Annotated in this window: 18 protein-coding genes and 7 pseudogenes; 13 read left to right on the top strand and 12 right to left on the bottom strand. The window is 60.6% G+C overall.

What is annotated here, in order from left to right:
- Positions 1 to 369: 369 nt before the first annotated feature.
- Entirely contained in the window at positions 370 to 840 is a 471-nt protein-coding gene (locus tag HB777_12405; GenBank protein QND64621.1) for a hypothetical protein, read from the bottom strand.
- 200 nt (positions 841 to 1,040) lie between these two features.
- Between HB777_12405 and HB777_12400 the strand changes: the two genes are divergently transcribed.
- A complete protein-coding gene (locus HB777_12400; GenBank protein ID QND64620.1) occupies positions 1,041 to 1,487 on the top strand; it encodes a helix-turn-helix domain-containing protein in 447 nt (148 codons plus the stop codon).
- 25 nt (positions 1,488 to 1,512) lie between these two features.
- On the opposite strand, the pseudogene HB777_12395 reads toward HB777_12400, so the two are convergent.
- Positions 1,513 to 2,195 (bottom strand): annotated as a pseudogene (locus HB777_12395) (sulfite exporter TauE/SafE family protein).
- Between the two features lie 469 nt (positions 2,196 to 2,664).
- Positions 2,665 to 3,129, bottom strand: a complete 465-nt coding sequence (locus tag HB777_12390) for a sensor histidine kinase (GenBank protein ID QND68753.1) — start codon at positions 3,127 to 3,129, stop codon at positions 2,665 to 2,667.
- 912 nt (positions 3,130 to 4,041) lie between these two features.
- On the opposite strand from HB777_12390, the gene HB777_12385 reads away from it, so the two are divergent.
- The gene (locus HB777_12385) at positions 4,042 to 4,344 is read left to right on the top strand and encodes a YdhR family protein (protein ID QND64619.1); all 303 of its coding nucleotides are present in this window, start codon (positions 4,042 to 4,044) and stop codon (positions 4,342 to 4,344) included.
- Positions 4,345 to 4,465: 121 nt separating this feature from the next.
- Complete coding sequence (locus HB777_12380) at positions 4,466 to 5,416, top strand: glyoxylate/hydroxypyruvate reductase A (protein ID QND64618.1); 951 nt, start codon at positions 4,466 to 4,468, stop codon at positions 5,414 to 5,416.
- A gap of 82 nt (positions 5,417 to 5,498) precedes the next feature.
- Here the strand turns inward: HB777_12380 and HB777_12375 are convergent.
- The 3 genes and pseudogenes from HB777_12375 to HB777_12365 form a co-directional block, all read right to left on the bottom strand.
- Positions 5,499 to 6,227: pseudogene (locus tag HB777_12375) on the bottom strand (beta-lactamase family protein).
- A gap of 99 nt (positions 6,228 to 6,326) precedes the next feature.
- Positions 6,327 to 7,166 carry a DUF1365 domain-containing protein gene (locus HB777_12370; protein QND64617.1) on the bottom strand — a complete coding sequence of 280 codons (840 nt, stop codon included), beginning with the start codon at positions 7,164 to 7,166 and terminating at the stop codon, positions 6,327 to 6,329.
- Positions 7,166 to 8,476, bottom strand: a pseudogene (locus tag HB777_12365) (NAD(P)/FAD-dependent oxidoreductase). The gene HB777_12370 and the pseudogene HB777_12365 overlap by 1 nt, the downstream one beginning before the upstream one ends.
- Before the next feature lie 185 nt (positions 8,477 to 8,661).
- Between HB777_12365 and HB777_12360 the strand changes: the two are divergent.
- From HB777_12360 to HB777_12340, 5 genes and pseudogenes are all read left to right on the top strand, one after another.
- Complete coding sequence (locus HB777_12360) at positions 8,662 to 9,318, top strand: sigma-70 family RNA polymerase sigma factor (GenBank protein ID QND64616.1); 657 nt, start codon at positions 8,662 to 8,664, stop codon at positions 9,316 to 9,318.
- Positions 9,315 to 9,959 carry a transcriptional regulator gene (locus tag HB777_12355; protein ID QND64615.1) on the top strand — a complete coding sequence of 215 codons (645 nt, stop codon included), beginning with the start codon at positions 9,315 to 9,317 and terminating at the stop codon, positions 9,957 to 9,959. Before HB777_12360 ends, HB777_12355 begins: the two co-directional genes overlap by 4 nt.
- Before the next feature lie 58 nt (positions 9,960 to 10,017).
- Positions 10,018 to 10,782, top strand: coding sequence for a DUF1295 domain-containing protein (locus HB777_12350; protein ID QND64614.1), 765 nt, complete (start codon positions 10,018 to 10,020; stop codon positions 10,780 to 10,782).
- A 10-nt stretch (positions 10,783 to 10,792) separates the two neighbouring features.
- Positions 10,793 to 11,823 (top strand): annotated as a pseudogene (locus tag HB777_12345) (class I SAM-dependent methyltransferase).
- Between the two features lies 1 nt (position 11,824).
- Positions 11,825 to 12,386 (top strand): annotated as a pseudogene (locus HB777_12340) (hypothetical protein).
- 7 nt (positions 12,387 to 12,393) lie between these two features.
- Here the strand turns inward: HB777_12340 and HB777_12335 are convergent.
- From HB777_12335 to HB777_12325, 3 genes are read right to left on the bottom strand one after another with little or no spacing between them, the layout of a single operon-like run.
- A complete protein-coding gene (locus tag HB777_12335; GenBank protein ID QND64613.1) occupies positions 12,394 to 12,804 on the bottom strand; it encodes a DUF2177 family protein in 411 nt (136 codons plus the stop codon).
- Positions 12,801 to 14,273 carry a deoxyribodipyrimidine photo-lyase gene (locus HB777_12330; protein QND64612.1) on the bottom strand — a complete coding sequence of 491 codons (1,473 nt, stop codon included), beginning with the start codon at positions 14,271 to 14,273 and terminating at the stop codon, positions 12,801 to 12,803. The genes HB777_12335 and HB777_12330 overlap by 4 nt, the downstream gene beginning before the upstream one ends.
- Before the next feature lie 13 nt (positions 14,274 to 14,286).
- The gene (locus HB777_12325) at positions 14,287 to 14,661 is read right to left on the bottom strand and encodes a DUF2147 domain-containing protein (protein QND68752.1); all 375 of its coding nucleotides are present in this window, start codon (positions 14,659 to 14,661) and stop codon (positions 14,287 to 14,289) included.
- Positions 14,662 to 15,145: 484 nt separating this feature from the next.
- Here HB777_12325 and HB777_12320 point away from each other — a divergent pair, with 484 nt between their 5' ends.
- From HB777_12320 to HB777_12305, 4 genes and pseudogenes are all read left to right on the top strand, one after another.
- A complete protein-coding gene (locus tag HB777_12320) occupies positions 15,146 to 16,261 on the top strand; it encodes a Fic family protein (protein ID QND64611.1) in 1,116 nt (371 codons plus the stop codon).
- Positions 16,262 to 16,486: 225 nt separating this feature from the next.
- Positions 16,487 to 17,395: a tyrosine-type recombinase/integrase gene (locus HB777_12315; GenBank protein ID QND64610.1), complete on the top strand. Its 909-nt coding sequence runs from the start codon at positions 16,487 to 16,489 to the stop codon at positions 17,393 to 17,395.
- 3 nt (positions 17,396 to 17,398) lie between these two features.
- Positions 17,399 to 17,749 (top strand): annotated as a pseudogene (locus HB777_12310) (IS91 family transposase).
- Positions 17,748 to 18,044, top strand: a pseudogene (locus tag HB777_12305) (GHKL domain-containing protein). The pseudogenes HB777_12310 and HB777_12305 overlap by 2 nt, the downstream one beginning before the upstream one ends.
- Before the next feature lie 7 nt (positions 18,045 to 18,051).
- On the opposite strand, the gene HB777_12300 reads toward HB777_12305, so the two are convergent.
- The 3 genes from HB777_12300 to HB777_12290 are packed head-to-tail and all read right to left on the bottom strand — an operon-like array spanning position 18,052 to position 21,123.
- Positions 18,052 to 19,563 carry a hypothetical protein gene (locus tag HB777_12300; protein ID QND64609.1) on the bottom strand — a complete coding sequence of 504 codons (1,512 nt, stop codon included), beginning with the start codon at positions 19,561 to 19,563 and terminating at the stop codon, positions 18,052 to 18,054.
- The gene (locus HB777_12295) at positions 19,560 to 20,303 is read right to left on the bottom strand and encodes an FAD:protein FMN transferase (protein ID QND64608.1); all 744 of its coding nucleotides are present in this window, start codon (positions 20,301 to 20,303) and stop codon (positions 19,560 to 19,562) included. The genes HB777_12300 and HB777_12295 overlap by 4 nt, the downstream gene beginning before the upstream one ends.
- Positions 20,304 to 20,307: 4 nt before the next feature.
- Positions 20,308 to 21,123 (bottom strand): FMN-binding protein, encoded by an 816-nt coding sequence (locus HB777_12290; GenBank protein ID QND64607.1) that lies wholly within the window; start codon positions 21,121 to 21,123, stop codon positions 20,308 to 20,310.
- Between the two features lie 297 nt (positions 21,124 to 21,420).
- Between HB777_12290 and HB777_12285 the strand changes: the two genes are divergently transcribed.
- Positions 21,421 to 22,716, top strand: a complete 1,296-nt coding sequence (locus tag HB777_12285) for a TIGR01244 family phosphatase (GenBank protein ID QND64606.1) — start codon at positions 21,421 to 21,423, stop codon at positions 22,714 to 22,716.
- Position 22,717: the final 1 nt, after the last annotated feature.

Below are 22,717 nucleotides of genomic sequence, written 5' to 3'. Positions count from 1 at the left end.
TGAGAATCGGTTCTTCTCGATCATCGAACTTGAAAACCGGAGGATCACGCACTGGAGAGACTACATGGACTCACACGCGGCCTGGAACGCAGCATCGGGTCACGACCAGAAGTCCGCGGTGACGGCACCGGACAGCACAGCCTACCTCTCCTACTACACATCTATAGGACGCAGTTAGCGAGGTCTCCCTCGCCGAGCCGCAAAGGTGGTCTCCCAAAGGCACGTCCAATTGTGCAACAGACTGCTGCACGTTTGCTTGTCGGCAGGAGATCTCGTGTCGACCCCCGCCGATCTCACACTATCAGGGCGCGCAGCAGACCGCGCAGGCAACCAGAAAAAGGCTGGTCGCTGCGGCCGTCTTGACAAGGTTCATTGCGTATTTCTCCTTATTGCCGGGGAAGCGGCGTGCCAGGCCAGCACGGCCAGGATGACGACCGCAGCGTGAGCAAGCGCCGTCAGCGAGGCCAGACCTGCGACGCTTGCGTTGAACCGAGCGAGTTGCAGGAACACCTCGCGGCCATCGAGAATGGCCGCGACACCCGCTAGCAGAATGGCCAGCAAGAGCGTCGCGTTGCCAAGCGGCGCAACGGCGCCAAAGCGCATGACAGCGGCGGCGAGCAAGATTGAAACGCCGACGAACCCCCATGTCAGCCAGGAGCTTTCGAGATTGATGCCAAGGATCGTTTGCTCGGCGTGACTGCCCGTTTCGCCGGCCTCGATGTGACTGCCGGTTTTGCCGACCTCGGCGCCGTCACCACCTTGTTTGGCATTCGAGCTTTCGGCAGCTTCATCATGGCCGCCCTGCTCTTGGGACCCGGCCGTTTCGTCATGCGCCGCCATGCTCGCAGGCTCCCGATGCCCGCTCCCTTCCATGAAGACGGCGGCAGCGAAGAGAAGCGCCGATATCGCCAGCATTGCCGACGTCCAACGGACGAGGACGACACGATTTGCGAAAAAGCCCATCAATAAGATTTCCCCTTCACACCACCATGAAGAAGCGTACTCCTTCAAGTAACTTGAGGTTCAAGGAGTATTTTGCGATGAACCTTCACGTCCGCGTGTTCACCATCGGGGTGCTCGCCAAGGCCACCGGCGTCTCGACGCCGACAATCCGCTACTACGAGGAGATCGGTTTGCTGCCTCCTGCGCCGCGTACGGCTGGAGGGCAACGCACTTATGATGACGACGATTTGGGGCGGTTGATGTTCATCAAGCAATGCCGGGACTTCGGCTTCGGTATCGATCAGGTGCGTGTACTGCTGGAGCTATCGATCAGCACCGACCGCGACTGTGTTGAAACACGTGACATTGCCCAGAGGCATCTTGACGAGGTGCGCCAGAAGCTCACCGAACTACGGTTGCTCGAACGACGCCTGGAGAACTTTGTGACGCGCTGCAACGTCGCCTGTGCTGGCGGTCCCGGCCAGGACTGCGTGATCTTCAAGGATATGGCGGCGCCATCCAAAGCTGGCGGCTGTTGCGGCTGATAGCCCAGCCGTACGCCGAGACTGGCTAGCCATGCTTCCAAACCTTCACGGCCGAAATCACCAGGATCGCAGCAAGGGCTGGGAGCAGGACCGCGCTCGACACCACACCAAGCAGCAAACCGCCGATGAGCGTACCGACGATGGAGCCCGCCGCCATGACGAGTAAGAAGGCCTTGTTACGACCGAGGACGGAAAAGCTCTGGTCCCGACTGTAGCGGGTGAAGCCGACGAGCATGGTCGGCAGGCTAACCGCAAGGGAGAGGCTCCCAGCCAATTTGATATCGACGCCAAACAGCAGCAACAATGTCGGGATCAGCAGTTCACCTCCGGCTACCCCGAGTAACGACGCCACAACGCCGATGACGAACCCAGCGGCAATGCCGGCCACTGCCTGCGCAACCCCGACAAGCAGAGGGGCACCCGATCTCGCATCATGACCGAACATCAAAACCGCGGCGATCACGACGAGAAGGACGGCAATCACGCGATAGAGATTGTCCGACTTGAGGCGTGTTACCCACCCTGCCCCGAGCCAGGACCCGAGCAGACTCCCGGCCAGCAAGTTCAGGATTATGGTCCAATGCGCGGCGATTTCGGCCAACGAACTGTGCGGGCGCGAAAGGGTAGCGCAGATGCCACCACCACGAGGCTCATGGCTTTGTTCAGGATCACGGCTTCCAGTGCCGCAAATCGAAACGCCCCGATCATGAGCTGCAAAAGAAATTCTGCGCCACAGGCCGATCAATCCGCCTAAGTAGTGCGCCAATGATCGTCCCGCCACCAAAGGCCAACGCCTTGTTTTGTGTCACGCGCAATTTCTATTGTTGGCGCAACATCGCATAGGTCGCAATATTCGACCATACATATCGGTTTAGATATGAGACTGAGAGACTACGCGGCGGAACGATTTGGCGATGCCCGATCGGGCCGCCTCGGCGCGCCGTCTTTCGCCCGGCTCGACAAGGGTGACCCCGTAACCGGCGATCCGGGACTAGTGGGCCGCGAGGTACCCCGTCCGATATCGGCAGCGCCTCGCGAGAACTCATTGTTTTGGTCAACTCTCGATGCGCCCGGTGGGCTGTTGCAGCAATGGTCGGCCCAAGATTAGCAAGCGGAAAGGATTCTACCCCGTCCGCTGGGTGACACTGTTGTCCTGGACTTTGAAAACCTGGAAACGTTACGACACCGCAGAGCTTTCATTTCCAGCGAGAACGGTTAGCGGCAGCCGGACGATGAAGGTTGTGCCGGTCCCGGCCGATGCCTTGGCAAGTGTTCCTCCGAACTGCTGGGCGAAAGCGTTCATGAACCGCGATCCCATGCCCGTTTCAGCGCTTGCCGGATTCATGCCGATGCCGTTGTCCTCGACGGCAAGGGTGACCTCGCCATCACGCCGCTGGAAGCCCAGCGTGATACGGCCCGCTCCTTTTGGAAACGCGTATTTGATTGCATTGGTCGCAAGTTCCGTATCCGTCACTTCTGCATGCAAGCCATGCGCGAGTGTGCATTGCACCACTTGCAGAACCCGATAGCTTCCACTGGTCGGCCGTCTACTCCTCCCAGATGAGACCCGACAGCCCGAAAGCGGTGCACCTCCTCCCGTGCCGCGATCGAAATCAAGCCCGCTGCCACCTCCTCCCGGCAGCGGGCTTTTTCATTTAGCAATCAGTACTCCCATTCAGACACAGCCGTTATTGCGGGGGTTCGTCATGCACAGGGAGCGAACGTTAAGTTCCAATCGCCGAATAGCATCGACAAGCGCGTATGATGCAGTGGGTAAAAATTTAGGGTCCTCACCCGATCCCCCAGCGAAGCGGGCTGGAGCATCGACGATTCGGTTGTAGGAAGTGCCGTGGCTGATCAATCTCGAAGCACCCTCGGCAGTGAGCACGCGCGTTGGCCGAGGCGCGGGGGTCAATTGGACGGCCAGCGGCAAGATCGGTTGCCGCAACGAAGCCGTTTTCCTCTAGCAGCTTCTCCAACTCCTTGACCCAAGTTCGTAGTAGGACGAACCATAGTAATCCGACGGATGCCGGTGCGATGCTGTTGCAGTACGAAGCAGACTTCGTCGCGCGCAAGTGGATTTCTTCAACAGCCGCTAGGCCTGCGACGGACCCAAAGGCGCGTTTGCCACAGGGCTATATAGGAGCAAATTATATACGGACTTGGGGGCCTACCCGTCTCTCCAGTCCAACGGCCCGGCGCCTCGAGTTCCCAAACGCCTGGGTGTCGGGCCGCCCTTAATCGAACCGGCTAGCCGCATAAATGGCTATGCCATTGCCGTCCTGTGCCATGAGGATCATGATTAGAGAGTGCCGTAGGCCCGGCCGCTCTCGCTCCCCCGATGGTCAACAGCGGCCGGGCCGCCCTTAACTAAAACCCGATGGCCGATAATTAATCGGCCTTTCGGGAATTTCCACAGACGCGCCGGGTCGGTTCGTTCCGTCGCCAAAGATTTGCGGATGGGGTACGCGGCGATCGAAGCATGGCCGGCGGATCCCGGTTGAGATGACCTGATAAATCCATTCGCCACTACAGACAATAAGGGAGGAAAGACATGTCGGGCAAAATTCTGCAAATCAACTACAAGCTTAACGGGCCAAGGGCTGAGTATGAGAAAGAAAACTTGCCCTATGCTCAACCCATCGCGGACATACCTGGCCTGCGCTGGAAGGTCTGGATTATAAACGAGGCTCAAAGCGAAGCCGGCGGGATTTACCTGTTCGACGATGACGCCGCCGCGCAGTCCTTCGTGGACGGGCCAATTATTGCGGAGATGAAAGGTGACCCAACGTTGAGCATCAAGGTGTTTGACGTGATCGCGGAACTCACGACCATCACCCGTGGCCCGGTGAAGTAGTATTGCAAATAGCTATCTGAAATCCAACTGGCGGGGCAGTCGCTTGCCCCACCGCCCAGTGGGAAGCTCGGTATATTGGCTTCAAAGGGGATTCGGTCTTAATATATCTGGGAGGGGCGAAGTGTTCGGTGAGCCCATTACCGTTCTCATGGTCAATGAGTATCCTGACTACATTGATGCGCAAGTATGGGCTGCTGAGCTGAAAACCCGCGTGCCGCAGCTGGAGTTCAGGCTTTGGCCAGATGCCGGGAACAAAAGTGCCATAGATATTGTGCTGATCGACAAGGGCGCCAGTCCTGGCTTTTTTGACGCCATGACCGGGCTAAGCGCCGTCGTCTATTTGGGGGCCGGTGTCGAGGGTATTGATCTTCAGAGCTTTCCCAAGAGTGTTCCGCTTATCAGGCTCTCAACGCGTGAGCAGGCTTCGGAAGTGGTGCAGTACATCGTCCTTCGCGTTCTCTGCCAGCAACGGCAAGTTGCGGATTACATGGGTCTGCAAGCCCGGAAGTTTTGGAATCCGATCGCGCCGCGGAAGATCTCCGAGACAAGAATTGTTGTGCTGGGTGCAGGCCGGATCGGTGGTTGGGCCGCAAAGCTGTTTGCGGACTTGGGCTACGATACGGCAGTCTGGTCCCGTCATCAAAAGACGCTTCCTAATATACATAGTTACTTTGGCCGTGCCCAGCTTGCGGACGCACTCACAAGTCGGGACTACGTTATCTGTTCACTTCCCCTGACTGGTGACACTCGTGGGATACTGAACTCCAGTGCCTTTGGAAAAATGAAGCGAGGTGCCTACCTTGTGAATGTCGGCAGGGGCGCGCATGTCAACGAACCCGACCTGATCCGCGCTCTCGATGAAGGTCAGCTTTCTGGTGCTTGTCTTGACGTGTTTGAGCGTGAACCCCTGGAGGCTTCATCGCCGTTGTGGACTCATCCCAGGGTGACCATCACACCTCATGTCGCGAGCTTCTGGGTGGATTCTGGAATCGACCAGACCGCCGATCTCTGCGGTCAAGTCGCAAGAGGAGAGCCTCTGTCCAACAAGATCGACCTCGAACGGGGTTATTGAACTGAAGTAGTAGCGTTACCCGGTGCCTGGAAGATCTCCTCGGTGGGCGTTGAGTCCAGGCGCTGCGAATGTCCGTTGAGTCTCAGGCCCCCGTCAACGCACCATGGACGAGTGCGCGCAGCTCTTTGCGCACAGGAATGGCGCTCGAAGGCAGCAGTTGCGTGAAGAGAATGACAACCAGGTCGTCGACCGGGCTCACCCAGAAGAAGGTGCCTGCCGCCCCGCCCCAGCCATAGTCGCCCACTTGCGCCGAAATTTGTGCCCTAGCCGGATCGAGGATGACGGAGCCCAACAGACCGAACCCGACGCCGTCAAACTGGGTTTCGGCCCAAACTTCGGTTGCCATCGAGGCAAGATCTCCCGGTAGGTGATTGCACGCCGCCAATCTCAAAGTGCGGGGACTGAGGATGCGTTCGCCGTTGAGTTCACCTCCAGCCCGCAGCATTTCGGCGAACCGCCAATAGTCGTCGATGGTTCCGACGAGCCCGCCTCCGCCGCAGAACGTATCAACCTTGCCTTGCCGCCACTCCGAAACCTCCGGCGCTTCGTGCAATGCCATGCCCCCAGCCGTAGCCTCATAGAGCGGGGGAAAACGGCTGATCTCAGACTCCGGGACAGAGAAGCCGGTGTCGGTCATGCCGAGGGGCTCGAAGATGCGAGTCGCGAAGTACTTGTCCAGCGTCATTCCGGAAACGACTTCCACGATGCGGCCAATGACATCGGACCCGGTGCTGTATTGCCATTTCGTGCCCGGCTCCCATTCCAATGGCAGCTCGGCGATCCTGCGCACCATCTTGTCGAGCCCACCGTAGTATATCAACAGCGTGTTTGGACAGGGGAGGAAGCCAGAGGTTGTGGTCCCAACTCTTCCGGAAGCGACGTTCGCCTCTGGCCTAGCGGAAATTCCGGGTCAATCCACTTGAGGCCTGATTTCCGTGCTCAACGGCATCTGCTCCAATTTCCCTCGCCTCTCCACGGCGACATGAGTGACGGCCTGGTGCGGGGGATGCGGGCGCTCGTGGAGGCGCATTCCCTTTGCCCAGAGAAGCAACGCCTCCCAGTGAATACCGACTATGACCTTCAGTGTCAGAAGAGGGTAGGCCAAGAAGGTCGCCGCCAGCGTCGCGTCGCTTAGCGAACGCCGCTTGCCTGAGAAACTGGCGACGATCAGAGGTCCCTGACCGTCGCTGCCGGTTATGTGAAGCGATACGGCCTCACCGGGCAAGCCGATCCGGAAGCGATATTGCATGCCCATGCCAATGAAAGGCGAGACGTAGAGGCGCTTAGCACAATGCTGCTCCACGACGCCTTTGCGTTCGCAATCCTCGACAGGGATGAGATAGGTGTGGCGCTGCCCAAACGTATTATTGACTTCATAAAGGATGGCGGCGAGGTCGCCCTGCCGGCGGTGGCAGAAATAGACGCTGAGCGGGTTGAAGGCATAGCCGAGCATCCGCGGCATCGACAGAAGCCGCACAGCACCACCGTCCGTCTCGATGCCCGCCACGGCGAGCTGCCTCTCGACATACGCCTTGAGCGACCCGCCGGAACCGTCGCCGTGGTCGCGGTCGACGAAGCCGAAGAGATTGAAGCGGTTGCGCGAAAAGAGCCACAGCCTTGCAGCGAGACTGTCGGTTTCGTCGAGGTCAAGCAGCAGAAAGAACATACGGTAGGACAGCCTGTGCCGGCGCGGTTTTAGCCGATGGTGCATCACCCTGCCGGTATAAAGGGCTGATTGAAGGTTCGGCATCAGGCGGCTGCGAGATCAGGCCGCTCGACGGCTGCCGAAAGGTGAACCCTGCCCGATTCGTCTGCAACATCCCAGGGGCGCCGCATACCAGCCAGCGCCTCGGCCACGGCAAGGCCGGACTGCAGCCCGTCCTCGTGGAAGCCGGCGCCGAAATAGGCGCCGCAGAACCAGGTATTGCGAACCCCTTGAAGCGACCAAAGCTTCTTCTGGGCGCGCATCGCCGTCGTGTCGAATGCCGGGTGCTCGTAGACCACGCTATGTTTTACCGCGCGGGCCTCAGGTTCCACAGCAGGGTTGAGCGTGACGAACAGCGGCTGTTGGTCCGGCAGGGACTGCAACCTGTTCATCCAATAAGTGACTGAGAGCTGGCGGGTTTCGCCTCTTGTCTCGGCAATGTAATTCCAGCTCGACCAAGCCCGCTTCCTGCGCGGCATGAGGCGGGGATCCGAATGCAGCACAGCCTCGTTGCGACTGTAGCCGAAACTACCCAGCAACTGCTGTTCGTCGTGGCTTGCATCTGAGAGCATGCGCAGCGCCTGGTTGGCATGGGTCGCGACCACCGCCTGGTCGAAGCGTTGCTCGATGCCGTCAACATCGGTGAGCCATACCGCTCCCGAGTGCCGCGTAATGCCCCGCATGCCACGCCGGAGGAATATCCGGCCGGTAAGTCGACCAGCCAAATTCTCGACGTAATTGCGACTGCCGCCATCAACTGTCCGCCACATCGGGCGGCCGGCAAACTTCAGCAAGCCGTGATTGTCGCAGAACCGGATGAAGGCGGCGGCCGGGTAGTTTCCGACCTCCGCCGCCGGTGTCGACCAGATCGCGGCTGCCATCGGGTATAGGTGGTCCTCGCGAAATGCTGCGCCATAACCTTTGGCATCGAGATACTCGGCAAGGCTGCTCTCGCCGATCCGTGAAATGTCGTAGGGCGCTTCGCGATAGAGATCGAAGCAGCTCCCGCAGCATCTGCCAGAACCGCAGGCGCGTGACATTGCCGGGATGTGCGAGAAGCCCGCCCAAGCCGGTCCCGGAATATTCCAGGCGGCCGCCGTCCAGCGAAACCGCAAAGGACATCTCGGATGGCTTGGTGCGCACCCCGATATGGGCAAAAGAGCCGTCAGATTTGGATAGGTGACCTCATTGTAGACGATGAATCCGGTGTCGACCTGGGTTCCGCCGACATCGACGGTGTTGCTGTGGCCACCAAGGCGGGTATCCGCCTCGAACAATGATACGTTGTGGCGCTGCGAGAGCAGCCATGCCGCCGACAGTCCGGAAATGCCGCTGCCGACGACCGCTATGTCCATCGGCCGTTCCGTGACCGGGCGTTTGCCTGCTGCCATCATACCCACCCCTGCAGTTTCCAGTGGAAGGGGTTGCCCTCCTACCCTAACTTCAACTTCTACGCGGCTGTGGGCTGCATGGATCACAGTTGGGCGGAATGCCGCATGGGCTTGTGATCCGAACGACCGCGCCGCGCGTAACAGGGCGCATGGATGCATCGGGATACGAGTTCATTGCCGGCACGGTTTCGCGTACGTTCGATCGCACGAGGATCGAAATAGCGATGACCATGCGCACTGATGCGGGGGCGCTATCGGCTGAGGAAGCCAGGCGTCTGCTCGCCGCGGTAGCGGAAGGACGCGATCGCGCCGCCTTTGCCTTACTCTTTGGCTTTTACGCGCCGCGACTGAAAGCCTTTATGATGCGCTCCGGCATGGCGGTTTCCACCGCCGAGGACATCGCTCAGGAAACCATGCTGCTGGTCTGGAAGAAGGCCTCATACTTCGATCCGGCGCGCGCCGGGGTCTCGACGTGGATATTCACGATCGGCCGCAACGTGCGGATCGATCGGCTGCGCCGGGAAAGCCGGCCCGCGGCCGTTGCCAGCGCCTTCGACCCCTCGGACGAGCCCGACAGCCCGGTTTCGGGTGAGGCGGCCGTGATGGCGGCCGAGCGCGAAGAGCGCGTGCGCTCTGCTGTTGCCCTGTTGTCTCCCGAACAGGCCGATATCCTACGGTTGTCCTTCTTCGGCGACAAACCTCAATCGGAAATAGCAAGCCAGCTTCGCATCCCGCTCGGCACCGTTAAATCGCGCGTGCGGCTGGCTCTCAGCCGCCTTCGCCTGATCCTGGACGACCTCAAATGATCAATCATCATCCAAGCGACGAGACGTTGCTCCGCCAAGCCAATGGCTCCCTGGAGGCCGGACCGCGAATTGTCGTGGCCGTTCATGTCGGCGGCTGCCCGGCTTGTGCCGAACGAATTGCGCAATTCGAAGCCACAGGCGGGTTGTTCCTTGATGTAATAGAACCGCAAGCGATGAGCGAAGATGCCTTGGACCGGCAGATGGCGAGGATAGAAGCGGACGGCGAAAGGCGCGAGGAGCATTCAAGGCCCGCGCGCGCCGATATCGGCATCCGCCTGCCCGAGGCTCTGGATGGGTGCGGCGTCGGCCCATGGCGCTGGATCGGTCCCGGAGTGCGCTGGAGCCGCGTGACGGTTCCGCAAGATGCTGGCGCAAATGTCATGCTGCTGAAGGTGGCGGCCGGGCGCAGGATGCCGGAGCATACCCATTCCGGCTACGAGTACACTCAAGTACTGAAGGGCTCGCTTTCCGACGCGCGTGGCCGCTACGGTCCTGGCGACCTGGATGAGGCTGACGATGAGGTTCAGCATCAGCCGGTCGTTGACGAGAGCGGGGAGTGCATATGCATCGCCGCCCTGGAAGGGCAAATGAGGCTGCGAGGCTTCTTTGGACGATTGATCCAGCCTCTGCTTGGCGGTTGAGACGTTCCATGAGCGTCGCTACCCCCTCGTCCTTGCCGCTATCGGTCTTTCAGTGACAATGGCGGCGGCTTGGCATGTTGCACTGATGACCGCTCGGTCGGGGTGGATCGATGCAATCTGGTCGTTCGCCGTCGGCATCTTCGGCTCTTTGGCGGCGCTGCTTGTATCGGCCGGTCACAGCTCAATGCACCGGCAGTGGCTCGTTGCCATTCTCGCGCTTGCCTGGTCGCTGAGGCTAGGCCTGCATATCTCGAACCGGACGGCACGCAGCGGCCAGGACGATCCGCGCTATCGCCAGCTCAAGCAAGAATGGGGCTCCAGCTTCCGCGACAGGCTGTTCTGGTTCCTGCAGGTCCAGGCCGCGGCCGCTTTTTTGCTTGTGCTGTCGATCATGGCCGCTGCCCACAACCCCGCTTTTGCCTTCGGTTTAAATGATTGGGCCGGTGTCATGCTACTGCTGCTGGCGGTAGGCGGCGAGGCGACAGCCGACCGCCAGTTGACGGCCTTTCGGGCGGACCCCGCCAACAAAAGCCGGGTCTGTGATGTGGGCCTTTGGCGCCTGTCGCGCCACCCCAACTATTTCTTCGAATGGCTGGCATGGCTCGCCTATGTGGTGATCGGCATCGACCCTTCAGGTCGCTATGCATGGGGATGGATGACGCTGGCCGGCTCTGTCCTGATGTACTGGCTGCTTGTCCGCGTTTCGGGCATCCCGCCGCTTGAGGCTCATATGCTGCGCTCGCGTGGCGAGCCCTTTCGCCGCTACCAGGCGCGCGTCAATGCGTTCTGGCCAGGCCCGTCAAAGGCGGCAGCCGTCAATTGAAGGAGATGAAGTGAGCCTGATCGCATCCGCAATCCGCGCTGTAGAGCGCGCTCCGCTTCCAGACTCCGCCACCCGCTACGGCATCGAGGTTCTCGTCGGTCGGACACGGCGGCGGCTGGCGGCGGGGCCCTCGGTCGACGACGGGCGCTTTGCCAAAGACATGGCCGGCCGCTCCATAGCCGAGCACACGGCAGCCGCGAACGAGGCAGCATTACGAGCTGCCGCCGGAGTTTTTCGCGCTGACGCTTGGTCCCCGCCGCAAATATTCCTGCTGCCTGTATCCGACGGGCAGCGAGACATTGGCCGAGGCAGAGATCGCCGCGCTGGAGCAGACCGTTGACCACGCAGGTCTTCGCGACGGTCAGTCGATCCTCGAACTCGGCTGCGGCTGGGGTTCGCTGGCGCTGTTCATGGCGGGGCGTTTCCCGTCGGCCCGAGATCGTGGCGGTGTCGAATTCGACTCCGCAGCGACTTTACATTCAGGCAGAGACGGCAGCACTTGGGCTGCGCAATATCGAGGTCATCACCGCCGACATGAACGAATTTGAGCCGCTGGCGCGGTTCGACCGCGTGGTGTCCGTTGAGATGTTCGAGCACATGTCCAACTGGCGCGACCTGCTCGCCCGTATCCGAACCTGGCTCGAGCCCGAAGGCCGGCTGTTCGTCCATGTCTTCAGCCATCGCCACAGTCCTTACCGCTTCGACCATCGCGATGACGCCGACTGGATCGCGCTGCACTTCTTCACCGGCGGCATCATGCCGAGCCACGGCCTTATCGGCCAATTCCCGGATTGCTTCTCGATCGAGTGCGACTGGCGTTGGAACGGCTTGCACTATGCACGCACCGCGCGCGACTGGCTCGCGCGGTTCGACGAGAACCGCGGCCAGATCGACACCATCCTATCGGCTGTCTATGGCGCTGATGCGTCGCTCTGGCGCCGGCGCTGGCGGCTGTTCTACCTCGCCACCGAAGGCCTGTTCGGCCATGCCGGGGGCAAGGAGTGGGGCGTCAGCCACTACCTGCTGCGGCCGGCTGGCTGACATGCAGGGCCTCGCGCGCCCTTGGCGGCGGATCGCCGCCTATGCCGCACATGACGATCCGCTGACGGGCCGCTAACTGGATTGCGCTGATTGTCTTCTGGAACCAGCCCTTCTACCCGCTCTATCTATGGGCGGTGGTCGGCGCCGATAAGGTTGCACCGTCATTTCTCACTTTTCTTTCGACGCCCTTCTTTCTCGCCGTTCCGGCTGTTGCGAGGCGGCATTCGCTCGCCGGGCGCCTCATGCTGCCGCTGACGGGCATCGCCAACGGCATCCTTAGCACCAAGGCGTTCGGTGTCGGGTCGGGGGTCGAGATATTCCTCGTCCCGTGCGCGTTGATCGGCGCTGCCTTGTTCAGACCTTCCGAACGGGCAATCGGGCTTTTTGTCATCGCGCTCAGCGCTGCGGCCTACTTCATACCTGTGCGCGTCTTCGGTCAGCCACTGGCCGACTATAGCGCTGCCGACAACAATGGCATGGTCGGGCTGAACGCCCTGAGCGCCGCGACATTGATCGTCTTTATCGGCTTGCTTTTGTCGGGCGCCGTCGCAACGTCCGAGGAGCGCAGCATCATGCGCCGCGCAGAAGATAGCGGGTCAGCAGAAAGCCAAGAACTGCCGCCACCGCGCTGAGCAGGGAACCCCAGCAGATATCGGCCACCGTGATGATTGTCGGCCAGCCGCGTACCGTTGCCTGGTTGGTAAGGTCGTAGGTCGCGTAGGCGAAGAACCCATAGAGCGCGCCATAGACTGCCGCTGTCGTCCACTTGCCGGTCGAGAAGGCGGGCACGGTAGCAAAGACGATGATGCCCCCGATATAGATGAGGTAGAACAGGGCGGCCGGCGCGAGACTCACGTCGTGCGCCAATATGTCCGCGAGATAGCGGCGGTAGAGGCGCTGCGACATCGTGGTCAGCCAGACCGCGTCAATGGCAAGGAAGATGACCAGGGTGGTTGCATAGGCGACGATATAGCGGATCATGAAGCTGTTTCCTTGAGGCTCGATACCTTGGCCTTCTCTTTTATGGACTGATAAAGGATCAATGCCCGGTCTCGTGCGGCGCCATGATCAATGATCGGATTTGGGTAGGTCTTGCCGAGCTCGATTTTCGCGTGTGCCAGCGAGGCAGGCGGCGCCTCCCACGGCCGGTGGATGTAGCGGTCGGGCAAGCCAGCGATCTCCGGAACATAGCGGCGCACATAGTTGCCATGCGGGTCGAACTTTTCGCCCTGAAGGACAGGGTTGAAGATTCGAAAGAAGGGCGCGGCATCCGCGCCTGATCCGGCCACCCACTGCCAACTTGCGGGATTGTTCGCCAGGTCCGCGTCGACAAGAGTGTACCAGAACCATCTCTCGCCTTCCCGCCAGTCGATCATCAGATCCTTGATGAGAAAGGAGGCGGTGATCATGCGCACGCGGTTGTGCATCCACCCAGTTCGCCAAAGTTCGCGCATGCCTGCATCCACGATCGGGTAACCCGTAATCCCGGTCTGCCAGGCCTTCGTCGCTCGGCGGTCGCGGCGCCACGTGAAACCCTCGAATTCGGGGCGGAAGCTGTGCTCGTGCAGGTGAGGATTGTGAAAGAGAAGATGATAGGAGAATTCCCGCCAGCCGATTTCCTTGCGGAATTTCACCGCCCCAGCTTTGTCCAAGTGTCGAAGTGCGGCAAATATCTGAACTGGCGTGACTTCGCCGAACGCTAAATGGGGTGAAAGGCGCGAGGTGCCCTGAATGGAAGGTATATCGCGCCGATTTTCGTAATCAGCCAAATCCTCATTCTTGAAGGCCTGCAGTCGTTGCCGAGCGCCGGCTTCGCCAGGGGTCCATCGATCTGCAAGCCCTTCCGCCCAATCGGGCGTTTTGGGAAGGAGGTCGAGATCGTCCAGGGACAGGCCGTCGAACTTGCCCTCCCAGCCATTGATTGATTTCGGGGCATCGATCGGATCGCGTAGGTCGCCTCCGCTATTCAGCGCCTTCCAAAATGGGGTGTAGACCCTGTAGTATCCGCCTGAGCCAGTCTTGAGTAGGGAGGGCTCGTGGAGCAGCGCGCCATCGAAGCTTTGCGCAATCAGCCCGGCTTCGCGAAGCTTCGTCTTCAGTGCCGCGTCTACTGCCGCTTCGGCCGGCTGGTAACGGCGATTCCAGTGCACACAATTCGCACCGCTCGCCGCAATGGCCGTTGCGACGACATCTCGCGTTCTGCCCCGAGCAAAAATAAGCTTCGCGCCATAATCGTGCAGCTTCTGGCTAAGGGCGTCTAGCGAATGGTGTAGCCACCAGCGGCTTGCTGCCCCCATCGGCCTAATGCTCTCGCTTTCTTCATCAAAAATGAAGAGCGCCAGAACAGGTCCCTTGCGGTTGGACGCTGCCGCAAGGGCAGCGTTGTCGTTAACGCGCAGGTCGCGCCGAAACAGCACAATGGTCGGCGCCGAACCTGACCTGCCGTTCATTGTCTGGCTCGATTCACTTTGCCGGCGTCCAACTGGTATTTTTGCAGATCATTCCGCCGATGACACAGCCGCGCGTCGTCAACCCTTTGCTGGCGACCCGTAGGGTCATCGAAAAGGTGAGCTTTCGCTTGGGGTCATAGGCGGTCCCCTTCAACGTGCTGCCGGAATTCGGCTTGAGCGTCATGATCAGCTTGTCGCCAACGTCTTCGCCTTTGCTGGTATCCCTGATCCACAGATTGGTCGCGCACAGTTTCTCTCCGCATGGAGCAATCTTGACGCGGGCATTGCCGTCGTCCCTCAACGACACGCCACCGGCGTCGGATAGAACGTCGGCATGTGCCATTGCTGAAACAAGCGTAGCCGCTGCGAATGCAGTTATCCCTTTCATTGGCAAGGTCTCCGTACGCCCAATTCGCATTGTACGTTGTGACGCTCGGCGCGGATCACCATGAGGAAACGGCGGGCAGGTCCGTGTCACGCAGACATCCGCAATGACCGCTTCGGACCGTATAGCGACCTCCAGTTCAGTCACCAACGATGTCTGCTTCTGGCAACGGCACAGCTGGCTTCAACGGCCGCCATGAGGCGAAATGCTGCCGTTCGCGTGGTGGAAAAACGTACGTCGGCTTCGGGTCAGACTTTCCGTTCCCCAGCGGTCTTTGCAGCACCGAGACAGGTCCATCACGCCCAACACCGTAGAAAATATCGCAGGGTTTCCGAATGTGGGGAACGGCGGTAGCGCTCTTCCGACTCGAACCCGCTGACACTTTTGCGAATTGGTTGCGTATCCGACAGGACTCTGAGGCATAGCGAAGATTGCTATAGCTCACCACACATGGCATCATGAGTTATAGAAAGGTGCTCTATAACTCATGCTATGGAATTGGGAGCAGGATGACTGGCCGCATTTTACCTACGATAAGAAGGCATTGGAACCGCTGGAAAGCGAGTTCCTGCTGCGATCGGGCGAGTTCCTGGGCGTCTTTCGTCATGTCGATGCCAACGACCGCGACCAGATCCGCATCGACCTTATCAGCGAAGAGGCCTTGAAGACATCCGCGATTGAAGGCGAGTACCTCAACCGCGAGAGCTTGCAATCATCCCTGCGCCAGCAGCTTGGGCTCGGCAGCGAAGCCAGGCGCATCCCGCCTGCCGAGCGCGGCATCGCTGAAATGATGGCCGATGTGTATTTGCATTTTGCAGAACCGCTCTCGCACCGCGTCCTCTACGCATGGCACAAGATGGTGATGTCGGGTGAGCGGCGTATCGAGACCATCGGCAACTATCGCCAGCATGCCGACGCCATGCAGATCGTTTCCAATCGGCTGGATAAGCCTAAAGTGCATTTCGAGGCGCCGCCCTCGGCGCGGATGAAACCCGAAATGGACGCGTTTGCTGCTTGGTTCAACGATACATCGCCCAAAGGCAAGACGCCGCTTCCCGCATTGACGCGTGCCGGTATCGCGCACCTCTATTTCGAGAGCATTCACCCATTCGAGGATGGCAACGGCCGCATAGGGCGTGCCCTCTGCGAAAAGGCGCTGGCGCAAAACCTGGGTGAGCCCAGCCTCATCGCTTTGGCGTACACGATCGAACGCCACCGCAAGGCCTATTACGACGGCCTGGAGGCCAGCAACAAGAGCAATGCGGTTACGGATTGGCTGCTCTACTTCGCCAACACGATCCTTGAAGCGCAGCGCGTAACACTCGCCCGTGTCGAATTTTCCGTCACCAAGGCCAAGTTTTACGAACGCTACCGGGGTCAGTTCAACGAGCGGCAGGAAAAGGTCATCGCACGGATGTTCCGCGAAGGTATCGACGGCTTCAAGGGTGGTCTCAGCGCCGAAAACTACATCGCCATCACGCAGGCATCACGCGCCACGGCAACCAGAGATCTACAGGATTTGGTTACCAAGGGCGCGCTTACAAAAACCGGAGTGCGTAGGCACACGCGCTACGCACTCCAAGTTTCGGATCCCGTTAGATAGATAACGACAATGGTGGCCCGGATGGACGCCGTCTTTTCAAGAAAAACAATCCGTCAGCGTGCGGATCAATCTTCAAGTGTCGTGTTTTGGGCCGGAGAACGAACCCGCTGCGCGGGAGGGGTGCCTGCGGTTGAGGTAGAGATGAAGAACCGGTCGTCGCGCTCGCGTTGAGCGTCGTTCGGCTGGAGCAGAGCATGGCGGGCCTCTTCAACAAGGAGCCTGACCATGCACCATCCTATTCTCGATGCACGGATCAGCCCGCTGCGCCAGCGGCTGATCGACGACATGAACATGCGGCGTTTCTCACGGGAGACGCAGCGCAACTATCTCCGCGATATCGGACGCCTGGCGACATTCCTCGGGCGTTCACCAGACACGGCGACCGCCGACGACCTACGTCGGTTCCAGATCGAGCAGCAGGAAGACGGCGTTCCCGTGCCGACGATGAACAGCATCGTGTCGGCGCTACGCTTCTTCTTCACCCAAACGCTCGACCGCCCGGACCTGGCGCGCCGGCTCGTCCGGCTGTCGCATCCGCGCAACCTGCCCGTGGTGCTCAGTCGCGACGAGGTCGCCCGGCTGCTCAACGCCACCACCTGCCTTAAGCACCAGGCCGCACTTTCGGTTGCCTATGGCGCGGGCCTGCGCGTCGCCGAGGTGTCGATGCTGAAGGTCGCAGATGTCGACAGCGAACGCATGCTGCTGCGCGTCGAACGCGGCAAGGGCGGGCGGTATCGCAACGCCATGCTCTCGGAGGACCTGCTCACTCTCCTGCGGCAATGGTGGAGGGTGGGGCGGCAGCAGGGCGTAATGCATCGCGACGGCTGGTTGTTTCCCGGGCAGCACGCGATGAAGTCGATCAGCACGCGGCAGCTCTATCGCATAGTCGTCGAGGCGGCGCAGGCCGCCGACATCGCCAAGCGGGTGGGGCCGCACACGCTGCGTCACAGCTTCGCCACCCACCTGCTGGAGGACGGCACCGACATCCGCATCATCCAGGTCCTGCTCGGGCACGCCAAGCTCAACAACACCGCACTCTACGCCAAGGTCGCGACCCGAACGGTGCGCACGGTGACGAGCCCGCTCGACAAGCTCGGCCTGTTCAAGCCGGGAGAGATCTCGCCTGACGGTTGAGCCGTGCGTGTCTCGATCGAGGTCGCCGACATCTTCCGTGCTGCCGGGCCACCCTACCGGGCCGCCCATGCAGGTCATCTGAGCCTCGCCCAGCTCAAGGTCATGTCGGCGATCGAGCATTGCCGCACCGCCGCCCTCGGCGGTCACGTCGAAGCCTGCGAGGACTGCGGCCAATGGCGGATCGCCTACAACTCCTGCCGCAACCGGCACTGCCCGAAGTGCCAGGGCGCGGCGGCGCGGACTTGGCTGGCCGAGCGCGAGGCCGACCTGCTGCCGGTCGGCTACTTCCATGTCGTGTTCACGCTGCCAGCCGAGGTCGCTGACATCGCGTTCCACAACAAGGCGCTGGTCTATCATGGGCAACCTGGTGGAGAATGCGGCTCGCTTCGCAAGATCCTCGGTACACGTCAGCGCATTTGCAACGGTCGGCGAGGTGAGCATCGCCGTCGCCGATGACGGCCCGGGCATACCCGATGCGGACCGGGAATCCGCCCTGTCGCGTGGCGTGCAACTGGACAGCAAGGGCGGCAGCAGCGGTCTCGGCCTGGCCATTGTTACAGACATCATCGAAGCCTATGGCGGCCGCCTGACGATGGCCAATGCCGATCCTGGCCTGGTCGTGACCATCGCCTTACCCCGGCACGGCTAAGCGGCGCTCAGGCAAAGCCGGGGAAGTAGTCGACCTTTATCCTGGAGCGACGAACGCCCATGGCCAGCAGCTTCTTGCGCAACGCCTTGACCATGGCCTGCGGGCCGGAAATGTAGAATATCCGGTCCAGATAGTCCGGAATGGCGAGGCGCACCAGCCGCGCGTCGATGTAGCCAGGATACTGCCCGCGCTCGGCTCCATTGGCGACGGCGAACACCGTCTTTACGCCCAGTTCTCTTTTTGCGGAGTCGAGGACGTCGCGATAGGCGATGTCCTGCTGGGTCTCGGCTCCGTAAAGGACGACGATCGGTCGCTTTTCGTGGACATCGACGAGATATTGCAGCATTGAGCGGAATGGCGTTATGCCGATGCCGCCGGCCAAGAAGGCAATCTTGGTTTCGGGATCGGCCGGTAGGGTGAAGTCGCCGGCGAGCTGAGAGGCGTGGATCGTGCCGCCCGGCTTCAGTTCGCCCAGCGCCTGCTTGAAGGCGCTCGACCGCGGATAGAACTTGACGCCAAGTCGTACGGATTGCTCCGTGGGGGCCGATGCCACCGTGAAATAGCGACGGTTGCCGCGATTGTCCGAACGGCCGAGACCAAGTGTCCATTCCAGATACTGGCCTGCCTCGAAGGCGAGCTTCCTCGGTGAGCTGAAGATGAAGTCGTAGCTGTCGACGGCCGATCGCTCGATGCGTTCGAGCGTTAGCACCAAGCGTCCCTTGGGGCTCACGGCGTATGCAAAGAGATTGCCCGTCAGAAGCGCCAACTCCGGAGTAAAGTAGAACGAACCGACATGGATGTTGGGCGCAAACAGGAAACCGACGATCGCGGCGAACGCGATGCGTGGCCAGCGCGTGGTCGGCGCCGTAAGCGGCTCGGTCAGCATCACGAAGGCGAAGAACAGCAGCGGCGACGAGCCTAGCGTCTCAGTCAGTGCGGTCGCATATTGCGACGGCTCGGTCGTCGAGAGGGTCATCGCCAGCGCGACGGCGACGAAAGTGGCGACGAGATCAAGCCGGCGCAGCTTGCGCACGATGAGCAGGCCGCCGGCAAGTACGACGGGAAGCATTGGCAAACTGCCTCCGACCCACCAGGTGGCCGGCTGGTCAAGAAGCAATGCGGTCAACGCCACGCCCAGTGCCGCCGGATTGAACAAGTGCTTCCTGCCGATGGCAAGGATGAACTTGGATGAGATCGCCCAGACGCAGGCGAACACTATCGCGCCGATCCCCTTGAGGTCAGTGGCTGCTACAGGATCGAGGATAAGCGCCAGGATGAGGGCGGTGATGTAGACGGACTCGCTGTTGGCCGGAACCTCGAAGACCGCCGCGAAAACCTTGTTTGTGATCCAGCAGGCGGCCAGCATCAATCCTGTCGTGAAGGCGAGCGTAAGCGTTTCATGCGGCACGAGCTTGAAGAAGCCGAGCACAAGGGCCGTACCCAGCAAGGCGATCAGGTGGTAGAGGACCAGCCGATACATGGTCTGGTGGTCGAGAAATCGGTCGATGGCCTTGATCATGATTGGCAAAAGGCTCCGAAGCCGCTTGTCGGCGTGGCACGGCCGTTGCTGCCGACAACGTAACCCTCAAGGCCCGCCGTCTCTTCGAGAAAGAGAATGCCATCCCGCCCCATGGCGAAGGCAGCGGTGGCAAAACGGTCGGCTTCGAACACATCCGACCCGATGACGGTCAAGCTGACGATCTCGGTGATCGGATCGCCAATCCCAAGCGGATTGTAGATATGTTGCCCCCGCGCATAGGTGCCGGAGGTGGCGACGCCGTGTCCGCGCGGATAGACGATCTTGATGATCTCATCGGCATTGAAGGGATTGCGGATGCCGACGCTCCAGTCGAGGCCCGAAGCATTTCTGCCGCAGGACTGGATGTCGCCGCCCGCCTCGATGAAGAAATCGCCGACGCCGGCCTCGCGAACGATCCCGGCGGCATTGCGGATGGCCCAGCCCTTGACGATGCCGGACGGGTCCAGCGAGCCGTCGGGCTTGCGGATATCGAAAAATCCATCCGTCTCAGTTTTCGTCTGCGTAGCGAGGGCCAGAACTTCCATCATCTCGCCGCTCCAGTCGCGGACAGGAAGTTCGCCACGGTTGATGGCCGAAATCTCGCTGTCTGTCCTGTAGGTGCTGAAGCGTTGGTCGATGCGCTCGAAGTAATCGAAGACCGTGTCGACAAGTGCCCCGCCCGAGGCGCCGCCAATGTCGACGGTGATGGGCATTCCCATCAAGATCCTGGTGTCGCGCATGGAACTAGGACGATGCTTGCTTCAATGCGCCAGCGAGCGACTGCCTGAAGGCCCTGCTGGTCAACGTTGCGCCCGAAATGATGTCGACATTGGCGCTCTGCGCGGTGATCGCTTCGTCACGCAGCATGGGCAGTGCTTGTCTGTTGATGTTGATCGAGGTGCGGCGGTCACTCGGGTATTTAAGTACCTTCAGGGATATGAGACGGCCGCCTTGGATGGATGCCTGAATCTGGATGAGGCCGTAATAGGCATCGGTTACAGGGCCGGTAAAGGTGCCATCAGCAAAGCTGTGCACTAGCTTCATGCCTGCCTTAATGACGAGGGTTGGCGCTTGCGGATAGTTTGGCCTTGGCTGGGGAACGGGAATGTAGACCGCTGGCGTTATGGCAAAAGAGGCTGCCTGAAGGGGGGCATCGTCGACAAATTGGGGCGGCGTCAGCTTTGGCGGCGGAATGGGCGTCTCCGAAGCCCGGGGACCGCTGACGGCAAGCGTATGAACTTCGGCGACAGGCGACTTCGAGGCTTCGGGGATGGGCGTGGCGATCGCAGTCTTGGGTTCACTTCCAGACGGGCCTGGTCGGGTTGCGTGCGGCTCGATCCGCTCGCCCGGCTGATTAATCGCGGGCGCGGACCAGGCAGGCAGCACAGCGGCTGCTGCCGCAGCAGGCACCGGACCGCCGGGATGCAACACGTTGATCTCGGCGGTATTAGCCGAACCCGCCGTATCAATAATCTCGCCGGCGGGGCCGTCGCCAGGTTTGTCCAAGACATAGGCGCCTGAAGACGCGATCACGAAAAGTGACAAAGCGATCTGTTTCATGGGCTTCGTTTCCAATTTTGTCCGTCGCAGGCGAGCCAGCTTCCCGGAAATTTTGCACAATGTCTCACGGCGCAGCTGACAATTGGCTGTCAGTCCTGGGTTTCTTCACTTCTGGAATCGGGAGAGCAGAATTGGCACTCTGATAGGCCACTTTTTGCTGACTTGGGGGCCGTCTGAAGCTCCTCTGGAGCCATTGCAGGCGATTGAGGTTGGATTCGCACAAAAGCGTACCTGTTGACACGACAATCATTATACATTATATGTAATTGTATATTGATGCAGACGCAGGCGACCAATATGAATATGATCCGTGTAAATGACATGCTGGCCGTGGGCCCCCAACCCTCGATCTCCGAGGTGCGGTCGCTTGCCGACCATGGGTTCGTGGGACTGGTCAACGCTCGCCCTGACAGGGAAGAGCTCGCCCAGCCCGGAAACGACGCTGAACGGGAGGCTGCCGGTCACGCCGGTGTTTCCTACACCTTCATACCCGTCACAATGGCGACCATCACCGAGGCGGACGTGCGGGCCTTTCAGGCGGCTATGGTCGATGCCGGCGGCTCGGTCTTTGCACATTGCAAAACCGGCGCACGTGCTCTGACCCTGCATGTACTGGGCGAGGCACTCGATGGCCGCATGTCGTCCGTGGAAATCACGAATCTTGGGCAACGGCTGGGAATCGACCTGGGGGCTGCGTCCCGATGGCTCGAAGCGCACAGGCAACTCCGACCGGAAGTTAAGGGGTTCTTCGACCCCCGAACATGGAGCGTGCAATATGTGGTTTCAGATCCTGATACCCGGAAATGCGCCATTATCGATCCGGTTCTTGATTTCGACGAGAAGTCCGGAGCGACCACGACGCGCAGCGCCGACGCGGTCCTGTCCTATGTCGCGGAGAACGGGCTGAGCGTTGAATGGATCCTCGACACTCATCCTCATGCCGACCACTTTTCGGCCGCGCACTACCTCAAGCAGAAGACGGGCGCTCCGACCGCGATAGGAGCGCGGGTGGTCGATGTCCAGCGCTTGTGGCAAGGCATCTACAACTGGCCAGAACTTCGTACCGACGGTTCGCAGTGGGACAGGCTGTTTTCGGATGGCGACACTTTCAAGGTCGGTTCCATCGCGGCGCGCGCGATGTTTTCGCCCGGCCACACCCTGGCGTCGATCACCTACCTGGTCGGCGATGCGGCTTTCGTCCATGACACCATCTTCATGCCCGACAGCGGCACGGCCCGCGCCGATTTTCCCGGTGGGGACGCTCGTACCTTGTGGAAATCGATCCAGAACATTCTGGAGCTTCCAGACGAAACCCGCCTGTTTACAGGCCATGATTACCAGCCGGGCGAACGCGAGCCGAAGTGGGAAAGCACGGTCGGCGAACAGAAGCGCGCCAATGCACACCTGGCCGGCGTGACCGAAGAGACCTTTGCCCGATTGCGTGCAGCGCGTGACCGTACGCTGCCGATGCCGAAACTGATCTTGCATGCCTTGCAGATCAACATTCAGGCGGGGCGTCTGCCAGAGCCGGAAGCAAACGGTAAGCGCTATCTGAAGTTTCCCCTCGATGCACTACAAGGAGCAGCGTGGTGAA

This window comes from Mesorhizobium loti, from assembly GCA_014189435.1.
Taxonomy (GTDB): Bacteria; Pseudomonadota; Alphaproteobacteria; order Rhizobiales; family Rhizobiaceae; genus Mesorhizobium; species Mesorhizobium loti_G.
The sequence above is the reverse complement of the archived record's forward strand: the minus strand, read 5'-3'. Positions and strand labels throughout refer to the sequence as shown.

Excerpts from the sequence above, each read along its gene's own strand:
- HB777_12360 (QND64616.1), top strand. The coding sequence starts at position 8,662 with ATGGATGCATCGGGATACGAGTTCATTGCCGGCACGGTTTCGCGTACG.
- HB777_12290 (QND64607.1), bottom strand. The coding sequence starts at position 21,123 with ATGAAACAGATCGCTTTGTCACTTTTCGTGATCGCGTCTTCAGGCGCC.
- HB777_12285 (QND64606.1), top strand. The coding sequence starts at position 21,421 with ATGAATATGATCCGTGTAAATGACATGCTGGCCGTGGGCCCCCAACCC.
- HB777_12295 (QND64608.1), bottom strand. The coding sequence starts at position 20,303 with ATGCGCGACACCAGGATCTTGATGGGAATGCCCATCACCGTCGACATT.
- HB777_12385 (QND64619.1), top strand. The coding sequence starts at position 4,042 with ATGTCGGGCAAAATTCTGCAAATCAACTACAAGCTTAACGGGCCAAGG.
- HB777_12315 (QND64610.1), top strand. The coding sequence starts at position 16,487 with ATGCACCATCCTATTCTCGATGCACGGATCAGCCCGCTGCGCCAGCGG.
- HB777_12355 (QND64615.1), top strand. The coding sequence starts at position 9,315 with ATGATCAATCATCATCCAAGCGACGAGACGTTGCTCCGCCAAGCCAAT.
- HB777_12370 (QND64617.1), bottom strand. The coding sequence starts at position 7,166 with ATGCCGAACCTTCAATCAGCCCTTTATACCGGCAGGGTGATGCACCAT.
- HB777_12330 (QND64612.1), bottom strand. The coding sequence starts at position 14,273 with ATGAACGGCAGGTCAGGTTCGGCGCCGACCATTGTGCTGTTTCGGCGC.
- HB777_12400 (QND64620.1), top strand. The coding sequence starts at position 1,041 with ATGAACCTTCACGTCCGCGTGTTCACCATCGGGGTGCTCGCCAAGGCC.
- HB777_12405 (QND64621.1), bottom strand. The coding sequence starts at position 840 with ATGGCGGCGCATGACGAAACGGCCGGGTCCCAAGAGCAGGGCGGCCAT.
- HB777_12300 (QND64609.1), bottom strand. The coding sequence starts at position 19,563 with ATGATCAAGGCCATCGACCGATTTCTCGACCACCAGACCATGTATCGG.
- HB777_12335 (QND64613.1), bottom strand. The coding sequence starts at position 12,804 with ATGATCCGCTATATCGTCGCCTATGCAACCACCCTGGTCATCTTCCTT.
- HB777_12350 (QND64614.1), top strand. The coding sequence starts at position 10,018 with ATGGCGGCGGCTTGGCATGTTGCACTGATGACCGCTCGGTCGGGGTGG.
- HB777_12320 (QND64611.1), top strand. The coding sequence starts at position 15,146 with ATGCTATGGAATTGGGAGCAGGATGACTGGCCGCATTTTACCTACGAT.
- HB777_12325 (QND68752.1), bottom strand. The coding sequence starts at position 14,661 with ATGAAAGGGATAACTGCATTCGCAGCGGCTACGCTTGTTTCAGCAATG.